This is a genomic window from Nocardia sp. NPDC052316 (assembly GCF_044547795.1).
In the GTDB taxonomy this organism is placed as follows: domain Bacteria; phylum Actinomycetota; class Actinomycetes; order Mycobacteriales; family Mycobacteriaceae; genus Nocardia.
In genome coordinates this window covers 667,925-685,904 of the sequence record NZ_JBIUBB010000002.1, presented here as the reverse complement: position 1 = coordinate 685,904, position 17,980 = coordinate 667,925, and the positions used below count along the sequence as shown (strand labels likewise).

At 67.0% G+C, this 17,980-nt stretch carries 17 protein-coding genes and 1 riboswitch; of the genes, 11 read left to right on the top strand and 6 right to left on the bottom strand.

Going from position 1 to position 17,980, the window contains the following annotated elements; genetic code table 11:
- Nucleotides 1-71: 71 nt before the first annotated feature.
- Entirely contained in the window at nucleotides 72-1,031 is a 960-nt protein-coding gene (locus ACIHA7_RS09845) for a M64 family metallopeptidase (RefSeq protein WP_397287594.1), read from the bottom strand.
- A 212-nt stretch (nucleotides 1,032-1,243) separates the two neighbouring features.
- Between ACIHA7_RS09845 and mgrA the strand changes: the two genes are divergently transcribed.
- The 6 genes from mgrA (at nucleotide 1,244) to ACIHA7_RS09815 (ending at nucleotide 7,932) form a co-directional block, all read left to right on the top strand.
- Nucleotides 1,244-2,287, top strand: coding sequence for an L-glyceraldehyde 3-phosphate reductase (gene mgrA, locus ACIHA7_RS09840; protein ID WP_397287592.1), 1,044 nt, complete (start codon nucleotides 1,244-1,246; stop codon nucleotides 2,285-2,287).
- A gap of 70 nt (nucleotides 2,288-2,357) precedes the next feature.
- Nucleotides 2,358-2,960: a hypothetical protein gene (locus tag ACIHA7_RS09835; protein ID WP_397287590.1), complete on the top strand. Its 603-nt coding sequence runs from the start codon at nucleotides 2,358-2,360 to the stop codon at nucleotides 2,958-2,960.
- Nucleotides 2,961-3,068: 108 nt separating this feature from the next.
- A riboswitch (SAM riboswitch) is annotated at nucleotides 3,069-3,187 on the top strand.
- Between the two features lie 118 nt (nucleotides 3,188-3,305).
- Entirely contained in the window at nucleotides 3,306-4,112 is an 807-nt protein-coding gene (locus ACIHA7_RS09830; protein WP_397287588.1) for a 2OG-Fe(II) oxygenase, read from the top strand.
- Nucleotides 4,112-4,834 carry a tRNA-dependent cyclodipeptide synthase gene (locus ACIHA7_RS09825; RefSeq protein WP_397287586.1) on the top strand — a complete coding sequence of 241 codons (723 nt, stop codon included), beginning with the start codon at nucleotides 4,112-4,114 and terminating at the stop codon, nucleotides 4,832-4,834. The genes ACIHA7_RS09830 and ACIHA7_RS09825 overlap by 1 nt, the downstream gene beginning before the upstream one ends.
- Nucleotides 4,831-6,237, top strand: coding sequence for an MFS transporter (locus tag ACIHA7_RS09820; protein ID WP_397287584.1), 1,407 nt, complete (start codon nucleotides 4,831-4,833; stop codon nucleotides 6,235-6,237). The genes ACIHA7_RS09825 and ACIHA7_RS09820 overlap by 4 nt, the downstream gene beginning before the upstream one ends.
- Before the next feature lie 225 nt (nucleotides 6,238-6,462).
- A complete protein-coding gene (locus tag ACIHA7_RS09815; protein WP_397287582.1) occupies nucleotides 6,463-7,932 on the top strand; it encodes a sugar porter family MFS transporter in 1,470 nt (489 codons plus the stop codon).
- A 119-nt stretch (nucleotides 7,933-8,051) separates the two neighbouring features.
- Here ACIHA7_RS09815 and ACIHA7_RS09810 read toward each other — a convergent pair whose 3' ends face one another.
- From ACIHA7_RS09810 to ACIHA7_RS09800, 3 genes are all read right to left on the bottom strand, one after another.
- A complete protein-coding gene (locus ACIHA7_RS09810; protein ID WP_397288705.1) occupies nucleotides 8,052-9,377 on the bottom strand; it encodes a DHA2 family efflux MFS transporter permease subunit in 1,326 nt (441 codons plus the stop codon).
- Between the two features lie 65 nt (nucleotides 9,378-9,442).
- Nucleotides 9,443-9,646, bottom strand: a complete 204-nt coding sequence (locus tag ACIHA7_RS09805) for a hypothetical protein (protein ID WP_397287580.1) — start codon at nucleotides 9,644-9,646, stop codon at nucleotides 9,443-9,445.
- The gene (locus ACIHA7_RS09800; RefSeq protein WP_397287578.1) at nucleotides 9,643-11,073 is read right to left on the bottom strand and encodes an amidase; all 1,431 of its coding nucleotides are present in this window, start codon (nucleotides 11,071-11,073) and stop codon (nucleotides 9,643-9,645) included. Before ACIHA7_RS09800 ends, ACIHA7_RS09805 begins: the two co-directional genes overlap by 4 nt.
- A gap of 75 nt (nucleotides 11,074-11,148) precedes the next feature.
- On the opposite strand from ACIHA7_RS09800, the gene ACIHA7_RS09795 reads away from it, so the two are divergent.
- The 4 genes from ACIHA7_RS09795 (at nucleotide 11,149) to ACIHA7_RS09780 (ending at nucleotide 13,325) form a co-directional block, all read left to right on the top strand.
- On the top strand, nucleotides 11,149-11,544 hold the full coding sequence (locus ACIHA7_RS09795; protein ID WP_397287576.1) for a MerR family transcriptional regulator: 396 nt from the start codon (nucleotides 11,149-11,151) through the stop codon (nucleotides 11,542-11,544).
- Nucleotides 11,545-11,697: 153 nt separating this feature from the next.
- Complete coding sequence (locus ACIHA7_RS09790; RefSeq protein ID WP_397287574.1) at nucleotides 11,698-12,258, top strand: EF-hand domain-containing protein; 561 nt, start codon at nucleotides 11,698-11,700, stop codon at nucleotides 12,256-12,258.
- An 88-nt stretch (nucleotides 12,259-12,346) separates the two neighbouring features.
- Entirely contained in the window at nucleotides 12,347-12,577 is a 231-nt protein-coding gene (locus ACIHA7_RS09785; protein WP_397287572.1) for a hypothetical protein, read from the top strand.
- A gap of 436 nt (nucleotides 12,578-13,013) precedes the next feature.
- Entirely contained in the window at nucleotides 13,014-13,325 is a 312-nt protein-coding gene (locus tag ACIHA7_RS09780) for a hypothetical protein (protein WP_397287570.1), read from the top strand.
- Here ACIHA7_RS09780 and ACIHA7_RS09775 read toward each other — a convergent pair whose 3' ends face one another.
- On the bottom strand, nucleotides 13,326-14,492 hold the full coding sequence (locus ACIHA7_RS09775) for a CaiB/BaiF CoA transferase family protein (protein ID WP_397287568.1): 1,167 nt from the start codon (nucleotides 14,490-14,492) through the stop codon (nucleotides 13,326-13,328). It abuts the gene before it with no gap.
- A gap of 178 nt (nucleotides 14,493-14,670) precedes the next feature.
- On the opposite strand from ACIHA7_RS09775, the gene ACIHA7_RS09770 reads away from it, so the two are divergent.
- The gene (locus ACIHA7_RS09770; RefSeq protein ID WP_397287566.1) at nucleotides 14,671-16,737 is read left to right on the top strand and encodes a hypothetical protein; all 2,067 of its coding nucleotides are present in this window, start codon (nucleotides 14,671-14,673) and stop codon (nucleotides 16,735-16,737) included.
- Here the strand turns inward: ACIHA7_RS09770 and ACIHA7_RS09765 are convergent.
- Nucleotides 16,721-17,968 carry a cytochrome P450 gene (locus ACIHA7_RS09765; RefSeq protein ID WP_397287564.1) on the bottom strand — a complete coding sequence of 416 codons (1,248 nt, stop codon included), beginning with the start codon at nucleotides 17,966-17,968 and terminating at the stop codon, nucleotides 16,721-16,723. The genes ACIHA7_RS09770 and ACIHA7_RS09765 overlap by 17 nt on opposite strands.
- Between the last annotated feature and the right edge of the window lie 12 nt (nucleotides 17,969-17,980).

Sequence of the window (17,980 nt, the reverse complement as noted above, 5' to 3'; positions counted from 1 at the left end):
CTCGAAATACCTGCTGGCTCAGGGGAATTACCTCGGATGCCCGGCCGGGCGGCCGGGCATCCGGTGATGAATCAGTGCTGGGTCGGCGGGGCCTTCCGCTCGATCGCGGCCTTCATCGCGTCCAGCCCGATCAGGTTGAATTCGCGACCGAGCGAGCGCATCAGCGAGTTCTGCGTCGGCCGGTACACCCCGCGCTTGTGGTAGACCGCGCCCTCATAGGTGCCGACCACGCCACCGTCCGGCGAGGGCTTGCCGAGGTACTGGTACCACTTGGCCTTGTTCTGCTGCATCTGCGCGCTGGTGTAGGTCGAGGCGTTCACCTCGCGCGGCTCCCGGCCGGTGTAGCGGTCGTTCGGGTAGTCGTACTCGTCGGCCAGCCCGGCCACCGAGTGCCCGAGCTCGTGCACCACGATCTGCCCCGACTGCGCGTTGCCGCCGGACGACGTCGCCACCTTGCCGCCCGCCCCGCCGTACTTGGTGGTGTTGGCCAGCGCGACCACCTGGTCCACCTCGGGCGCCAACCGGGCGTACTGCAGGGCTTTGGTCTCGTTCACACACAGCAGCCGCTCGGTGCCGCCGCACCAGAAGGTCATGTCCAGGGCGGTGTTCCGGTAGGTGCCGCGCGGATCGTTGTCCACACCGGACTGCTGGGAGACCACGTTCACCGCCCAGACGTTGAACGAGTTCTTGTAGGACTTGAACGGTTCGACCTGGGCGATCTCGTTCCACCGGTTGATCGCGTGCTGCTTGTAGGTCTCCAGCTGAGCGGAGGTGTATCCGTCGCCGACGAACACCAGATCGAAGCGCTGACTGGACGGCCCGGTCTGCTGGATCGTCACCACGTCGGCCTGCACCGCCGAGCGCGGGGCCGGGGCTTCCGGGCGGACCGGCACGGAAACGCGGCCGATGGTGCCGTCCGGGGAGAACACTTCTCGTTCTTCGGTGGGGGCGGCCGATCCCGTGGCGACCGACATCGCAACGATGATCAACGCGCCGAGCATGATTGCGAACATGCGTCGTAACAAGGGCATGGCAAAGCTCCTCGAGTGGTTCGCGATTTCGACCCGGACGGCGCGGGCCGCACTTCGGTCTGTCGAATTCCTCATCAAGGAACCACATTTGGTCCGGCAACTCGACTGAGGAATAACTGGGGAATGGACGCGCCGATCGCCCGGGCTCGGGCTGCCGCCGCGCACCGGTCGGGCAGTATGGGACCGTCCGTGCAGCTGATGAGGAGGTCTCCATGGCATATGTTCCCGACCCCGCCAGGTACGACGGCGCGATGCGCTATCGCCGGTCCGGACGCTCGGGCCTGGATTTGCCGCTGCTCTCGCTCGGCTTCTGGCACAACTTCGGGGATGACCGCCCCTATCTCACCCAGCGTGAAATCGCCTTGCGCGCCTTCGATCTCGGTATCACGCATTTCGACCTGGCGAACAATTACGGCCCGCCCTACGGCGCGGCGGAGATCAACGCTGGACGCATTCTGCGCGAGGAACTCGCTCCCTACCGCGACGAACTCGTCATCTCCAGCAAAGCGGGCTGGGACATGTGGCCGGGTCCGTACGGGCAGGGCGGCGGGTCACGCAAGTATCTGCTCGCCTCGCTCGACCAGTCGCTGAGCAGGCTCGGACTCGACTATGTCGACATCTTCTATTCGCACCGATTCGACCCGACGACTCCGCTGGAAGAGACCGCGGCGGCGCTCGATACCGCGGTCCGTCAGGGAAAGGCGCTGTACGTAGGAATTTCCTCGTATACCGCGCAGGATTCGGTCACCATCGCCACACTGCTGCGTGAGCTCGGCACTCCCCTGCTCATCCATCAGCCGTCCTACTCGATGCTCAACCGGTGGATCGAGACCGAGGGGCTGCTCGACGCGGCCGGCGCGGAGGGGTTCGGCGTCATCGGGTTCACCGCGCTCGCGCAGGGGCTGCTCACCTCGAAGTACCTCGATGGCATTCCACCGGAATCGCGTGCCGCCCAAGGCAAGTCGTTCCAGAACGAGTTGCTCACCCCGGCGATGATCGATCGGCTGCGCAAACTCGGCGCGGTCGCCGATCGCCGCGGGCAGACGCTGGCCCAGCTTGCGCTGGCCTGGGCGCTGCGCGACGATCGGGTGACGTCGCTGGTGATCGGCGCGTCCACCACCGACCAGCTCGAGCAAAACGTCGCCGCCCTCGACAATCTCGAATTCAGCGCCGACGAGCTCGCCGACATCGACGCGCTGCTCGACGATGACGGCGAAGTCGACCTGTGGCGGTCCGCGCGCCAAGGCACTCTCTGAACAGTATTGCCCGCGTTATTGCGCGTAGGAAGTGCCGTTTTCGATTGGCGCACCGGGGAATTCCGTACAGGTGAGGATTTACGCCGATCGGGCCCCCGTCGCCGCCCGTCAATTGGTCACGGATCTGCTGGTGGTGGCCTGGGTATACGCCTCGGTCACGGCCGCACTCTGGGTGCACGATCTGGTGCAGCAGCTCGGGGTGCCCGGCCAGAAGCTGGAAGGCGCGGGCGGCGGCATGGCCGACAGCCTCGGTGACGTCGGCCGGAAGGTCGGCCGGGTGCCGATGGTCGGCGACGATCTCACCTCCCCCTTCGAGCGCGCGGCCGCGGCCGCCCGGTCCATGGCCGAGGCCGGAAGCGACCAGCAGGCCCTGGTCAACGACCTCGCCATGGCCCTCGCCCTCGGACTCTTGATCGTCCCGCTCGGACTGGTGCTGTTCCTCTGGCTGCCGCTACGCGTGCGCTGGATGCGCAGAGCCGCAACAGCAGCCCGCCTGCGCGCCGCCCCCGGCGGACGCGACCTACTCGCCCTGCGCGCCCTCGCCAACCAGCCCCTGCGCAAACTCGACCGCATCGACCCCGACGTGGTCGACGCCTGGCGCCGCGGCGACGAAGCCACCGTCCGCCGACTGGCCGCCCTCGAACTACGCGGCCTCGGCCTACTCGGCGGCTGACCAGGCGTGACGGTCCGTAACTCCGGGCGGAAACTCCTTAGCTCGGTTCATAACTCAGCGCGATTCTAAAGCGTGACAACGGTTCTGACGGGCGGCACGCTTACCTCAGGTCAAGAGTGCCAGCGTCAAGTCCCCGGCTAGCTGGCCGGCAACCCTCCAACCGCGGCGGGGTGCCCCGGGTCAAGACCAGGCCGAGCCGCGTAATGCGGCCCGGGCAAGCGCGGGCTCCATCGGTGTGCTGGAGCCCTCTCGAGAGACGGGGGTCGACTCATGTCCGAAACGCACTCCCCTTCTCGTGCCTGGGCCTGTGCCCGGTCCATCGAGCGACAACCAGAGGGGAACGACATGACCACGGCCACGCCAACTCTCGGAGACCGCGTGCTGGACACCACCAGGCAAAGATTCGACCATGAATCGTTGACCGCGCTGTTGAACGGCGACGTGCACGCGGTGCGACTGGCCGGATTCGTCCGGCCGGACGCGCTCGACCACCTGCGCAAGGCCTTCGTCGGCAGGCAGGACCACGGCCCGTTGGCCACCGACCCGCAGTTCCGGCGGATCGGGCACGCGTTCTCGGAGACGAGCACCGACGCCGGGCGCGGGCGGTATTTCGAGGAGGCACGCGACAATATCGATCGGCTGCGCGACATCGCCTCGCCGTATTCGTACCCCGCCGACGACCTGCGGTTACTGCTCGACGAGAGCTGGCCCGCCGGGGCGAGTTTGTTGCGGCGCGACGGGCAGGCTTTCTTCGCCGGCGTCGCGCGCTACCAACTGGTGGGTGTGGATTTGGAGCCGCACACTGACAATGTCGGCCGCAACCTGCCGCCGGACTTCGATATTCGGATCACGCGGCAACTGTCGGTGAATGTCTATCTGGATGTGCCGGATCGGGGCGGCGAATTGCAGATCTGGGACGACTATCCCGACGAGAGCGAATATCGAGACCGATCCGGCGACCGCGTCTACGGCATCGACCGTGCCGCGGTAGGCGATCCGGCGCTCGTCATCACGCCGCGCGTCGGCGATGCGATCTTCATCGATCCGCGCCGCGTGCACGCGGTCGCGCCGTCCCAGGACCGCCCCCGCATCACCATCGGACTGTTCATCGGGGTCACCGATCCGGCCGAGTCGCTGAAGGTGTGGAGCTGATGACCACGACTACGCTGCTCTCGGCGTCGCACAAGGCCGCCTACGACCTACGCTCGGACGGCATCACCACCGACGGCCGCTCCACCGTCCTGCTGGTCAGCGTCGGCGCGGACTACCACGAGGGTGAAAAGCTCGCCGCGACCATCGATTTGATCAATCGCTCGAACTTCGGGCGCTGCGCGATCGCCGTCGCGGACACCCTGCAACGGCACAACCTCAGCGGCGGCACCGATATCGACCGGCATGCTCGTGCGCGCATCGCCGGTGACCAATGGATCGCACGCAACCAGGGCTATCTGGACCAGATCGACTGCCCGACAAACATTCTGCGGTGGGACTTCGCGCTGTCCCATCCCCGCTACGGCGACCTCTACGACGCCATCGAGCACGCCTACGAGACCGACGAACCCTATCGGCACGCCATCGACAGCACCATCGAACGATTCATCGAACGGCGGCTGGCGCGCGAACCCGACGTCGACCAGGACGCGGTCCGGATATCCTGCCGCGCATACCTTTTGGAGGAATGCCCGATCATCATGCCGCTGTGGGCGCACGAGGGATTCGACTTCGTCATCTACCCGCAGCGCATCTCCGCCGCGATGGGCCGCACACGGGAACTGTTCGTCGAACCCGAGTACCCGGACCGCGTCGCCTGGCTCCCTTTGCGATTCAAGAAGCGCAAGTCGGCGCTGAACTCCGCGGCGGAGGCGCAGCTGTGAGCCTCGAGATCCCGGCCGAGCGGCGCGTCATCGGGTTCGGCGGGCTGGCGGTGGCGTCGTTCCTCGGGTGCATCGACCTCACCATCGTCACCACCGCGCTGCCCGCCATCGGGGCCGATCTGCAGGCCGGTACGTCGAACACCGAACTGACCCTCGGTGTTTTCCTGATGGCGCTGTCGATGTTCATGGTCACGGCGGGGCGGGTTGCCGATCATCTCGGACGCCGAAAGGTGTTGCTGTTCGGGCTCACCCTGTTCGTGGTCGCGTCGGCGGGGGCGGCCGCCGCCTCGTCGATCGGGATCCTGCTCGTCGCGCGCTTCGTGCAGGGTGCGGCCTGTGCCGTGCTCTACACGAGCACCTCGACGCTGGTGGAATCGCTGTTCCCACCGGGTGATCGAGGCAAAGCTATCGGCTGGCTGTACTCGGTGAACGGTCTGGGGTTGGCCATCGGCCCGGTGCTCGGCGGTCTGCTGGTGCCCGATCTGGGCTGGCAGTCGATCTTCTGGATCAACATTCCCCTCGGCCTCGCGGCCTTGGTCGCGATCGCGTTCGCGGTCCCCCACGTGCCGCCGGACCCGACCGGCGGCACGGACTGGGCCGGACAGATCGTCGTCGCGTTCGCCGTAGTGTCGGCCGTCGGCATCTTCGTACTCGGCGACCTGCGGGGATGGCTTTCACCCTGGGTCCTCATCGCCGCGGTCGTCCTCGTTGTCTCGGTCGCGGTGGGGATCGTCGCGGAGCGGCGGGCGGCGAATCCATTGATCGATCCGGCACTGTTCGGCAATCGGAGATTCGTGGCCGCCATCGTCTCGGACTTCTCGCTCGGCCTGTTCTATGCCGCTGCGCTGCTGGCGATTCCGACGTATCTCACGCAGGGACGCGACTTCGACGTGCGCCAAGCGGGATTCGTGCTGTTGCTCGTCAGCGGCACGCTCGCGCTCGCATCGCCGGTCGCGGGGCGGTTCGTGGATCGGTTCGGCGCACATTCGTTGCTGCCGTGGGGGTTCGGGCTGTTGACCCTCGCGGGAGCGGGCATCGCCTGGTCCGCCTTCGGTGAGCTGCTGGCCGTGCTCTTCGTCGCGCTGGTGCTGTTCGGCGCGGGGTGGGCACTGGTGCTGGGACCCGCGACCGTGCTGGCCATTTCGACGGTGCCGCCGAGCCGATCCGGCTTCGCGGTGGGTGCCTCGTGGACGTTCCACAATCTCGGCGGGGCGATCGGCGCCGCGGTGGCGACCGTCGTCTTCGGGCGGATCGATCTCTCGACCGGTGCTGCCACCGGACGAGTCGCCTCGATCATCGCGACAACCAGCCTGATCGCCGCAGTCCTCGTGGTAGTCCTCACCGCAGGACGGACCGAGAAGGTGGCGGCCGACCGGCCGGTGCCCGTCGAGGCGGCCACGTAGTTTCGTTGCGGCAGTTCTCGCCGAAGTGCGAGAACTGCCGCAATACTCCGAAACCACGCAATACGCCAAACATGAAAGTAATTCTGTTCACAAATAAGACCGGTAAGTTTGCGCTGGTGAGGCGCGCACGGTCGACTGGGGCGTATGCCAGGTGAGCGTTCGACAATAAGCAGACGCAGGAATTTCATTCCTCGCCTGCGCCGCCGCAACCTCGATGGCTACGAGATGGTTATTTCCGCGCCGGAGAAAGCGACGCGGGATGAAAAGCAGAACGCCAATCGCAACGTCGTGATCGTGGCGCTGTTCGCCGCCCTCGGCGGCATGCTCTACGGCTACGACACCGGAATCATCTCCGGCGCGCTGCCCAAAATGTCCGCGCAATGGGGTATCGACCACACCCAGCAGGAGATCCTCACCGCCGCCATTCTCGCCGGTGCCGTCGTCGGCGCCCTAATCGGCGGGTCCCTGTCGAAGTCGCTGGGGCGACGGAAAACCATCTTCATCATCGCCTGCGTGTTCGCGGTGGGGGTCGTGGCCTGTGCGCTGGCGGTGGACGCGTGGATGATGACGGTCTGCCGGTTCTTCCTCGGCCTCGCGGTCGGTGCCTGCTCGCAGATCGTGCCCACCTACATCGCCGAACTCGCCCCGCCGCATCGCCGCGGCGCGATGGTCACTTTCTTCAATCTCGCCATCGGCGTCGGCATCTTCCTCGCCAACCTGGTCAGCGTCGTGGCGGGCGACACCTTCGAGGCCAGCGACGACTGGCGCTGGATGATCGGTATCGCGGTGATTCCGGCGCTCGTCCTTGCCGTCGCGATGCTGCAACTACCGGAGACACCGCGCTGGCTCATCGAGAACGGCACCGTCGGCAAGGCCAGGGTCGTGCTGCGGTGGATGCGCCCGAACCGGTCGGCCGCCGTCGACGAAACCCTGAAGATCTGGGCGATCTCCCAGCAGGAGAACAAGGCGTCCCGCGGCGGTTGGGCAAATCTGACCCAGCGGTGGGCCCGCCCCGCCCTCGTCGCCGGGCTCGGCATCGCCGCCTTCACCCAGCTCTCCGGGCTGGAGATGATGATCTACTACTCGCACACCATCCTCGGCAGCGCAGCGGGTTTCAGCACCGGACTCGTCGTCTGGTCCGGCCTCGGCATCGCGGCGGTCTACCTCATCTTCACCGCCGTCGGCGAGCGCCTGGTCGACGTCGTCGGCCGCCGCCAACTCATGCTCACCCTCATCCCCGGCGCCACCCTGTTCCTCTTCGGCTTCGGACTCCTCTTCGTCCTCACCGCCCACCCCAACCGCTACCTCACCCTGGCCCTCATGCTCGCCTACATGGCCTGCAACGCCGCGGGCCTGCAAGCCGTCGGCTGGCTACTCGGCTCCGAGCTCTACCCCCTCAGCATCCGCGACCGCGCCACCAGCCTGCACGCCGTAGCCCTCTGGGGCTCCAACCTCTTCCTCACCCTCACCGCCCTGACCACCATCGACACCCTCGGTCTCGGCCCCGCCTTCATCATGTACGCCCTCTTCAACCTCCTGTCCTTGGTCTTCGTCTTCTTCTTCGTCCCCGAAACCAAGGGCCACTCCCTGGAAGACATCGAACAATCCCTCCGCCAAGGAACCTTCCTCCCCCTCCGCGGAAACATCGGCAGCCGAGTCGACCTCCCCACCACCACCGCCCCGGTTCATCCGTAACCCTGACTGGTGGCGGTCGAATACTTTGCTGGACAGGCGATCACGAGGAAATGGTGTAATTGGCCTCCCGGCCGACGCCAGCACCAGTTCCTCCTGATCAGCCGACCAATGCGGTTCGGTCAGAGGCCGCGGCTGCGGGGCATGGTGAGGATTGCTAGCAGGGAGGCGGCAGCGAGGCAGGCGGCGCTGGCGGCGAAACTTGCTGCGTAGCCGAGGGCTAGGGCGATGGCGCTCAAGGCTGCCAGTCCTACTGCGCCGCTGGTTTGGCGCACGGTGTTGAGGACGCCTGCGGCGAGTCCACTGCGGTCCGGGGGCACGTTGTCGGTGGCGGCGATGGTGAGGGGGGTGAAGGCGGCGGCGGTGCCGAAGCCGAGGATGGTGCCGGACAGCAGGACTGCCCACGAGTAGGAGGCGTCGAGTGCGATGCAGGAGGCGGTGGCGGCCAGGCCTGCGGCGCCGATCGCACAGCAGAGGGCGGTGGCGGCGCGTGGTCCGAGGCGGACGCTGAGCCAGCCTGCCGAGCGTGACCCGGCGACCATTGCCGCGCCAACAGGTAGGTAACCGACACCGGCCAGCAGCGGCGAATAGCCTTGCACGTCTTGGAGATACAGGGACAGCAGGACCGGGCTGGCGAGAAAGCCCGCGCCGAGCAGGAACATTACGATGTTCGCGCTACGGACGGCGCGGAGCCCGAAGATGGCGGGTGGCAGGATCGGGTCGGAGGCCCAGTACGTTTGGTGGACGGCGAAAAGGCAGAGCAGGGCGAATCCAGCCAGTAGCGAGCCGAGGACCGTGCGGTCGGTCCAGCCGGCCGCCGCCGTGCGCATGATGGCCAGCACCACGCCGGTGATGCCCGCGGTGACCAGCAGCGCGCCGATCACGTCCAATCGCGGTCGGGTACCTCCCGAACGTTGCCGGGGCAGAACGAGAATCGCGCCGACCATCCCGACCACACCCAGCGGAGCCAGGACGAAGAACACCCAGCGCCACCCTGCCAGTTGAGTGAGCAGCCCACCGATCACCGGTCCACTCGCCGCGCCCGCGGCACCCACCGCGCTCCACAGCGCCAGTGCGCGTGCGCGGGCCGCCGGTTCCACGAATGTGGTGGTCAGCATGGACAAGGTCACCGGCATCAACAGCGCGCCGCCCACCCCCTGCACCGCTCGCGCGGCCAACAGGAAGGCAGGAGACCCGGCGAGCCCGACAGCTACCCGCGCCACCGTGAAGATCCCCATCCCGACGAGCATGATTCGCCGCCGCCCGAACACATCCGCGCAGCGTCCACCGAACAGCAGGCATCCCGCGAAGGCCAGGGTGTAGGCGTTCACCGCCCACGGCAGGGCGGCGGGTGAGAATCCCAGGTCGGCGCGCAGATCGGGCAGGGTGACCGACACGATCGTGGCGTCCATGATGACCGAAAACGATCCGATACAGGCCAACGCCAGGACCCACCGTTGCGGCTCCCATCGCCGGCGAGCACCCGACTGACGTGCCGCCGTCGCGTTCGCGCTCACCGGTCCCACTCCGCCGTCCGTGCCTGAGCGTGAAACCGCAACGCGGGGTCGGCGTATCGCGCAGCAGGCACGGCATACAGCGCATCGATGGCAGCGCGATACTCCGGGTAAGTTGCTGCGAGACCGGCCATCTCGGCGGCACTGGCCGGTAGTCCGGCCGCACCGAGCAGCATCCGAACGGTGTCCAACGGCGCACTCATGCCGCCACCGTCCGATAGGTCGGCGGCAGTTGCCGATGCCATGCGGTCCGCTGCTGGAACGCATCCCCGACGCGCAGAATCTTCGCCTCACCGAACGCGGGACCGGCGATCTGCAACGACAACGGCAGGTGCCCCGCGCCGAAGCCCATCGGCACCGCCAGCACCGGATTGCCCACCCCGTTCCAGTACGGGGTATGCAATTTCCCGAACAACCGAGCGTCATCCTGGAAGCCCGCCGCGTCGACCAATTCGTCGAACAGCGGCGCACCGACGGCCGCCGTCGGACCTACCACCACATCGACCCGGTCGAACAGTTCACCGATCGCCGACTGGGCCACCCGCCGGACCCGTTGCGCCTGAACGTAATCGGCCCCCGACACCAGCGCCCCTTTCGCCAGCAGACCCCGAGAGGCCACAAAGTAGTCGTCCCATCGCTGGGACAACACCGCGCGGTGATACGCGAGCCCTTCGCAGGTAGCACTCACCACCGTCGCCACGATGACCTCCGTCCAATACGGCAGGATCACCTCCGTCACCTCGGCACCGCACGCCACGAGAACGTCGACGGCGCGGTCGAATACACCGGCCAGCTCGGGATCGGCATCCGCCGGGAAATGATCCCGGCGCACCACCCCGACGCGCAATCCAGTCAAATCACCAGGCAAGGACCGGAATTCATCGATCGACAGATCGGGCACGCCCGCAGAGTCAGGATCGCTGGGATGCGAACCGGCGACGACCGCCAGCAAGGCCGCGCAGTCCGCCGCGGTCCGCGCCAGCGGCCCGACCCGATCCAAGCTGTAACCCAGTGGCACACAACCAGATTTCGGCACCCGACCGAAGCTCGGCATCAGCCCGGTGACCCCACAGAAGGCGGCGGGCATCCGAATACTGCCCGCCGTGTCCGAGCCGAGCCCGCCGAGGAACATCCCCGCGGCGATCCCGCTGGCGGTACCGGAACTGGACCCACCCGCCCACCGGCTCGGGTCCCACGGATTACGCGGCAGCGGAAACGGCTCCGTAGAATTCGGTACGCCACAACCGAACTCCATCGTCGTCGTCTTACCGGTGATGATCGCCCCGGCCTGCCGCAGCCTGGCGACCACCGGCGCATCCCGGCCCGCCGCCCACTCGCGGTCGTGCACCACGCTCTGCGCGGTCGTGCCACCATCGGCCACCGCGATGGTGTCTTTCACCGCGACGGGTATGCCGTGCAGCACGCCGCGATCGACACCACGCGCCCGCTCTTCGTCCGCACGCCAGGCCTGCCGCCTGGCCTGCTCGTCGAACCGGGAAAGATAGACACCCAGTTCGTCGTCGTGCCGATCGGCCTGCGCGATCGCAGACTGGATCAGCGCGGCGCTGCTCGTCTCGCCCGCACGTAACGCGCGAGCAGCCGCGGTAAGGGAATAGGGATCGTCCGACACGGCGCATCCTCCGAGTTGGTCAACAAAGTTAGGCTTACCTTGCCTGTTCAACCCGGGTTGAGGTCAACTAGCAGAATGCCGCAGCTGACACCCATCGCCACCGTCGTAGACCACTTCGACATTCCCCTGTCCACGCTGCACTACTGGGAGCGCCGCGGACTGCTCACCGCCCACCGCCGCGGCGGCCGCCGGTGCTACGACCAGGACCAGCTCTACCGCATCGCCTTGATCAAGCAATGGCAGACCACCGGCCTGCTCAGCCTCGACGAGATCGCCACCTTGCTCGCCGCCCGCGCCACCACCGGCGATTGGCGCGCCACCGTCACCGCGCACATGGCCGCCATCGACGCCCGCATGCACGAACTCGAAACCGCACGGCGGTACCTGCACTGGCTGCTCACCTGCCCGCACGACGGCGAACTGGAGCGCTGCCCGAATTACCGCTCGTCGGTGGCCCTTCCGACGGACTGACCGCTGCCGCGAAACCTGCTGGAGTGGCGGTGTTGTGGTACTTATCGGGATTCGTGGCGTGGCGCGACAGGGACCGGCGGAGAATCCCGATGGTGGCCGACCGGCTACCGTGCCGATGACGTCACGATCGGATGCGAATGGATGGGACAGGTCATGGAGATCAGTGAGTTCTTGGCACGCAAGCTGGAACGCCGGTTCGAGACGTTCGATTTCGACGGGGACGGCCGGATCGAGCGCAGCGATTTCGAGAGCTCGGCGCGCGCGCTGGCCGCGGAGTTCGGCCACGAACCGGATTCGCCTGCCGCACAAGAGTTGCTGCGACTGAGCCTGCAACTGTGGGGGCGCCTGGCCTCGGCGGGCGATGTGAACATCGACGGGTCGGTCGATCTCGCCGAGTACAAGGAGGCTTTCGCCGAAGGCCTGCTGGTGACCGAGGAATCATTCGAGCAGGGCTACCGCCCGTTCCTCGAGGCGATCATGACGGTCGCCGACGTGGACGGCGACGGCAAGCTGAACGCCGAGGAGTACGTCCGCTGGACCGGGGCGCTCATGCACCTGCCTGCCGACGATGCCCGCGAAAACCACCGCAGGCTCGACACCGACGGTGACGGCTTCGTCACCACCGACGATCTCCTCCAGGCGATCCACGACTACTACTTCGACGAGAACCCGGAAGGCGTCGGCAGCTGGCTGCTCGGCAAACTCCCCGGCTGACGACGCCTGTCTCAGCGCACGGGCAGTAGTCGCAATCCCTTGCATGACAGGGGATTGCGACATCCTGCTTTTACGAGTGAGCGGGCGTATGATGCTCGCGCAGCATTCTTCTCGCGACGCGGATCCGGAGCGGGCTGTTCAATTTTCGCTCGCTCGACAATGGTTCCAGGCTTTCCTTGAAATCCGCTTTGTCCGCGATATTCCGGTTAATTGGAATAGTCCGTCAGCACCGACATTACTCGATGACACCGGTAACGCGAGGCCGAGCGTGCCGAGCTGGGTGGCGGCGAGCTCGATGGTCAACGGCAATCCGCCGTGACTCACGCAGATGCCGGCAACCATCGGGTCGCTGCGCTCGGTCAGTTCGAAGGGCGGTTCGACCAACTCGCGCCGCCGGTCCGGGGGCCCGACCTCAGCGTCGACCCTAGCCTTCCCGGATCAGGAAGGGAACCCTTGCGCGGTACCGACGCGGGGGCATGACTGGTCGGCGAGCGTGGGTCCGTCGACATCGAGCGTGATACACCATGATCAACGCGTGATCGGGCCGTGATCGGCGGTGATCTCCCAGTTAATGCAACCTGAACTCGATTTTAGAAAGTGACGCAGGGGTCGTCTATCACGCCGACACGTTCTACCTTGGACCTAGATCTACAACCAGTGATACCGACCGGACCGGCCGCGAAGCCGAACACTGAATTATCGCTGCGAATTTCGTTCGGGAGAGCTTTCACGCCCCGGACCCAAAGGAGTTTGACATGGCGCTCTACTGCACCGAGTGGTCTATCACCAGTGATATCAGTCCGGAATGTGCGTCGCGCGTCGCCGATCATGGACGGGCGGCCTGGCGGCTCAGCTGGCTGCCCGATCGGGCGCTCACCCGCGAACAGGCCAGGGCCGGAATGGAACTCGACGAGCTGCTGAGCGACCCGGAAAACGTGCACGACTATGCCGCCATGGCGCGAGCGGACCAGTGCGCGGGCACGATCGGAATGCTGCGCGCGCACGTGGTGATTCTGCTGGCGCGACGCATGGCGGCTCGACTTCCGGTGGCGGTCAGCGCGCACTGATCATCGCTGCGGCGATCGGTTCTCGTCCAGCCAGGCCAGGACGCGGTCGGTGCCCGATCCGAGCTCGGGGGGCGCGGCGGTGTAGCGAACCGGATTGCGCGACAACGTGATCGGATTGGCGACCAAGGGTGGCAGGTCGGCGTTACCCGCGGGGATGCGCGGTTCGAGCCCGAGCCGATCGGCGAGCGCGAACGCCCCCGCCATATCGTTGACCGGCCCGCACGGGACACCGAGCGGAGTGAGCAGCGCTTCCCAGTCCGCGGCGGACCTAGTCGCCAAGATCTCGCCGAGCGCCGCCGCCAGCACCTCGACATGCTCGACGCGTGCGGTGTTGTCGGTGAAGCGCGGGTCGGCGGCCAGGTGGTCGGCGCCGATCGCCCGGCACAACGTGCCGAATTGTCCGTCGCTGCCCACCGCAACGGCAAGCGGCCGGTCGGCGGTGGGAAACACCTCGTACGGCGCGATCGACGGATGCCGGTTGCCCATGGGGGCCGGCACCACACCGGCCAGCGCATACGCCGTGCTCTGGTTCACCATGCCCGCCAACAGGCTGGACAGCAGATTCACCTCGACCAGCTGGCCTTCCCCGGTAGCGTCCCGATGCCGCAGTGCCGCAAGCACTCCCACCGTCGCATGCAGGCCCGCGAGCACATCGACCAGCGCCACACCGGTCTTCGTCGGCTCGCCTTCCCCCGTGATGCTCATCAGCCCGCCCGCGGCCTGCACCAGCAGGTCGTACCCGGGCAGTTCCGCACCCTTGCCCCCACCGAACGCGGACAGGGAACAGTAAACGGCCCGTGGATTCAACTCCTGCACGGCCGCGTAGGACAGGCCGAACTTCGCCATCGTGCCCGGACGGAAGTTCTCGACCACGATGTCGGCCCGCCGCACCAGCTCCCGCGCGTAACGCTGCCCCTCGTCGCTGCGCAGATCGAGCGCGACCGACGTCTTGTTCCGGTTCACCGACTGAAAATAGGTGGCCTGCCCCTGCGCGAACGGCGGCCCCCACCCCCGCGTGTCGTCTCCCGCGCCCGGCCGCTCCACCTTGATGACCTCCGCGCCCAGATCGGCCAACAGCATGGTCAGATAGGGCGCGGCGAGAATTCGGCCGAAATCCGCGACCACAATTCCCGACAGCGCCCCCGGCGTCTGCTTCTCATCCGTCATACCCGTCACTCCATCACGGGGCGCCTCGGTCACCGAAGGCAGGACGGCCGGAGACGTCGATTCCGTCCAGCTGGAACATTGATCGGCGATACATTGAAACAGTCCCAGCCGAGTGCTGTGCGGGCTCGGCGTGTTCGCCACAGCGGGTCTCCCGGAGCACGGACGGAAGGGCTCTGTCATGCACCACGTCAAGACACTGCGGACCGGGCGCCGGACTGGGTCGTTGCTCGAGTACGCGGCGGTGTGGGTGGTGCTGCTCCTGCTCGCCACCGGGTGCGCATCCTCGCCCAGCGACCCGGCGTTCCGCTTCGAGGTGCGCGAAGGCCTGAACCAGAATTATTTCCTGCGCGAAGACAAGACCGCGGCGCATCTGCTGCTGCGCTCGGGCCGCAATCCACGCATCGTGGCGGCGTTTCCGGCAGGCAACAGCGGCACCGGGGTCTGGTTCGGCCCCATCGCGGCCGCGGCGGACTGGGTGCTGGGCGCACCGCCGAAGGCGAAGGCGTCCAACGATTCTCAGGGACGCCCGCGGCACGGTATCGAGTTCGAAGCCTCCATCAGCGCGCCCACGTTGCTACCGAAGCAGGCCGTTCTGTCCAATGTTCGCGTCCTGCGCGACTACGACCAGTACGCGATCGTGCCCACCGAGCTCGTGGTCGCGCCGACCATCGCCGGGAATACGGTCACCTGGGCGCGGGACCGTCTCGACGGCGCGCCCGGCTACCAGCTCGGCCTCGAGGTGCTCGACGGGTCGCTGGCCCCGAACGGGACGATCACCGCAGGCCCCGACGGCCGGATCGCACTGCGGGTAACCGCTACGACCGGCGACACGCCGTTGACGCCACTGTCCGGATCGGAACTGTTCAACGGCCGTGAGCGCAAGCTCGACGGCGCGAAGAACACCCTCACCTTCCTCAGCTACCGGGAGAAGTTCCTCGCCGGCTCGTGGCGCTTCAACACCTATTTCGGCCGAGACACGCTGATCTCGATGATGCTGCTGAAGCCGGTGCTGGCGCCGGAGGCGATCGAGGCGGGCATTCGTTCCGTACTGGCTCGGCTCGGGCCGGAGGGGCAGGTCGCGCACGAGGAGTCGCTGTCGGAATACGCGGTGCTCACGAACAAGCGCAAGAACGGAACTCTCGGTGGTGCGCCGATATTCGACTACAACATGGTCGACGAGAACTATTTACTCGCTCCGGTCGCCGCCGCCCATCTGCTCGACGAGCAGACCGGCGCCGACCATGCAACCGACTATCTGCGTGCGCCACTGGACAACTCGACGATGTCGCTCGGTCAAGCGCTGGTGCGCAACCTGCGACTCGTCACGTCGACCACGGCGGCCTTCGCCGACGAGCCTCGATACGGCAACCTGATCGCCCTGCAGCCCGGGCGCGATTCGGGCGAATGGCGCGACAGCGGAATCGGTCTCGGCGGCGGCCGCTACCCCTACGACGTCAACGCCATCCTCGCCCCGGCCGCGCTCGAGGCGACCGCCCGGCTGCTCGAGCACGGGGTACTCGACCCCTTCTTGACCGCCGACGATCGGCTCGAACTGTCCTTCGCCGCCGCGGCGGCGAAAACCTGGCGGGCCGAAGCACCGCGGCTGTTCACGGTGACCCGCGACGCCGAACAGGCCAGGGCCGCCGTCGATTCCTACGCCGGAAAGATCGGTGTCACCGCACACGACGCGCTGGCCTCGCTCGACAACAACCCGATCGTCTTCCCCGCCATCGCCTTGGACGCCACCGGCGCGCCGATACCGATCACGCACTCCGACGACACGTTCGACCTACTGTTCGGCGCACCGCCACCCGAGATCCTCGACCAGCAGGTGCGCGCCATGTTCCGCCCGTTCCCACTCGGCTTGATCACCGAAGCCGGCTTGGTCGTGGCCAATCCGGTCTTCGCCGACCCGGCCCTGCAATCCCGCTTCACCAACCACGACTACCACGGCACCGTGGTCTGGTCCTGGGTTCAAGCCGCACTCGCCAGCGGCCTCGACCGCCAACTCGACCGCACCGACCTCCCTCAACCCGTCCGAGACCGCCTGGTCAGCGCCCAACGCACGCTGTGGCAGGCGATCGAGGCCGCCGAGTCGATGGCCAACTCCGAACTATGGAGCTGGCGCTTCGACAACGGCCACTACCGCGTCGCCCCGTTCGGCGCCAGCGAAGCCGATGTTACCGAATCCAATGCGGCACAGCTCTGGAGCAGCGTCTACCTCGCCATCACTCCCCCGTCGTAACCGTCGCCTCCGTGCGCAACCGGACGGGTAGCGCGGTGAGGCCGCGGATGAGCAGGCTGTGCTGCCAGCTGGGCGTGGTGGCCTCGGGGGCCAGGGTCAGGTCCGGGAATCGTTGCAGCAGTGCGGTGAAGGCGATTTCGGCCTCGGCGCGGGCCAAGGGCGCGCCGACGCAGAAGTGGATGCCGTGGCCGAAGGCGAGGTGGCCCGCGGCGTCGCCGGCGACGTCCAGTCGGTCGGGGTCGTGGTATCGGGCCGGGTCGTGGTTCGCGGCGGAGAGGGCGACGTACACGAGTTCGCCTGCCGGGATTTCCACGTCGCCGACCTGCACGGGCTCGGAGGTGTAGCGCACGGTGGCCCAGTCGACCGGGCTGTCGAAGCGGAGGAACTCCTCCACCGCGGCCGGCACCCCGGACGGGTCCGCGCGCAGTTCCCGAAATTGGGATTCGTTGCGCAGCAACGCATACGTGCCGTTACCGATGAGGTTCACCGTGGTTTCGTGCCCCGCGATGAGCAGCAGGAACGCCATCGAAATCAATTCGTTCTCGGTCAACTGGTCCCCGCCGTCGCGGATCTGCACCAGCCCCGAGAGTAGGTCGTCTCCCGGGTCGGTGCGCTTCGTCTGCACCAGAGCGGCTAGATACTGCGCCATCTCGCCCGAGCAGCGGTTGCGCTCTTCCAGGTCGCCGACCGCCCCGACCATCACCTTCGTCCAGTACTGGAACGACTCCCGATCACTGAACGGCACCCCGAGCAGCTCGCAGATCACGGTGACCGGCAGCGGCACCGCGAACGCCTCCAGCAGATCGACCTCGTCGTGCTCGGCCATCCGATCGAGCAGCGCGGCGGTGATCTCCTCGATCCGCGGCCGCAATGCCGCCACCCGACGGCCGGTGAACGCCTTGTTGACCAGCTTGCGCAGCCGGGTATGGTCCGGCGGATCGGTGTTCAGCATGTGCGCCACCAGCGGCAACACCGGCGAATCCATCAGCGCCCCAGGATCTTTGCGCCGGAAAACCTCGACGACCTCGGCCAGGTTCTTGTGCATCCTCGGGTCGGCGAGCACAGCCCGTGCCTCCGCATACCCGATCACCAGCCACTGCGTCACGCCGCGCTGAAACTGCACCCGCAGCACCGGCCCCCGCTCACGCCACCGCCGGTAGTACACGTGCGGATCATCGAAGAAATCCGCCCCCAACGTCTCGACCTGATCCTGAGCCTCGATCTCGCCCATCCTGCCCTCCCT

Coding starts and splice junctions, on each gene's coding strand:
- ACIHA7_RS09845 (WP_397287594.1), bottom strand. CDS start 1,031: ATGCCCTTGTTACGACGCATGTTCGCAATCATGCTCGGCGCGTTGATC.
- mgrA (WP_397287592.1), top strand. CDS start 1,244: ATGGCATATGTTCCCGACCCCGCCAGGTACGACGGCGCGATGCGCTAT.
- ACIHA7_RS09830 (WP_397287588.1), top strand. CDS start 3,306: ATGACCACGGCCACGCCAACTCTCGGAGACCGCGTGCTGGACACCACC.
- ACIHA7_RS09825 (WP_397287586.1), top strand. CDS start 4,112: ATGACCACGACTACGCTGCTCTCGGCGTCGCACAAGGCCGCCTACGAC.
- ACIHA7_RS09815 (WP_397287582.1), top strand. CDS start 6,463: ATGGTTATTTCCGCGCCGGAGAAAGCGACGCGGGATGAAAAGCAGAAC.
- ACIHA7_RS09805 (WP_397287580.1), bottom strand. CDS start 9,646: ATGAGTGCGCCGTTGGACACCGTTCGGATGCTGCTCGGTGCGGCCGGA.
- ACIHA7_RS09795 (WP_397287576.1), top strand. CDS start 11,149: ATGCCGCAGCTGACACCCATCGCCACCGTCGTAGACCACTTCGACATT.
- ACIHA7_RS09790 (WP_397287574.1), top strand. CDS start 11,698: ATGGAGATCAGTGAGTTCTTGGCACGCAAGCTGGAACGCCGGTTCGAG.
- ACIHA7_RS09785 (WP_397287572.1), top strand. CDS start 12,347: ATGATGCTCGCGCAGCATTCTTCTCGCGACGCGGATCCGGAGCGGGCT.
- ACIHA7_RS09780 (WP_397287570.1), top strand. CDS start 13,014: ATGGCGCTCTACTGCACCGAGTGGTCTATCACCAGTGATATCAGTCCG.
- ACIHA7_RS09775 (WP_397287568.1), bottom strand. CDS start 14,492: ATGACGGATGAGAAGCAGACGCCGGGGGCGCTGTCGGGAATTGTGGTC.
- ACIHA7_RS09770 (WP_397287566.1), top strand. CDS start 14,671: ATGCACCACGTCAAGACACTGCGGACCGGGCGCCGGACTGGGTCGTTG.
- ACIHA7_RS09765 (WP_397287564.1), bottom strand. CDS start 17,968: ATGGGCGAGATCGAGGCTCAGGATCAGGTCGAGACGTTGGGGGCGGAT.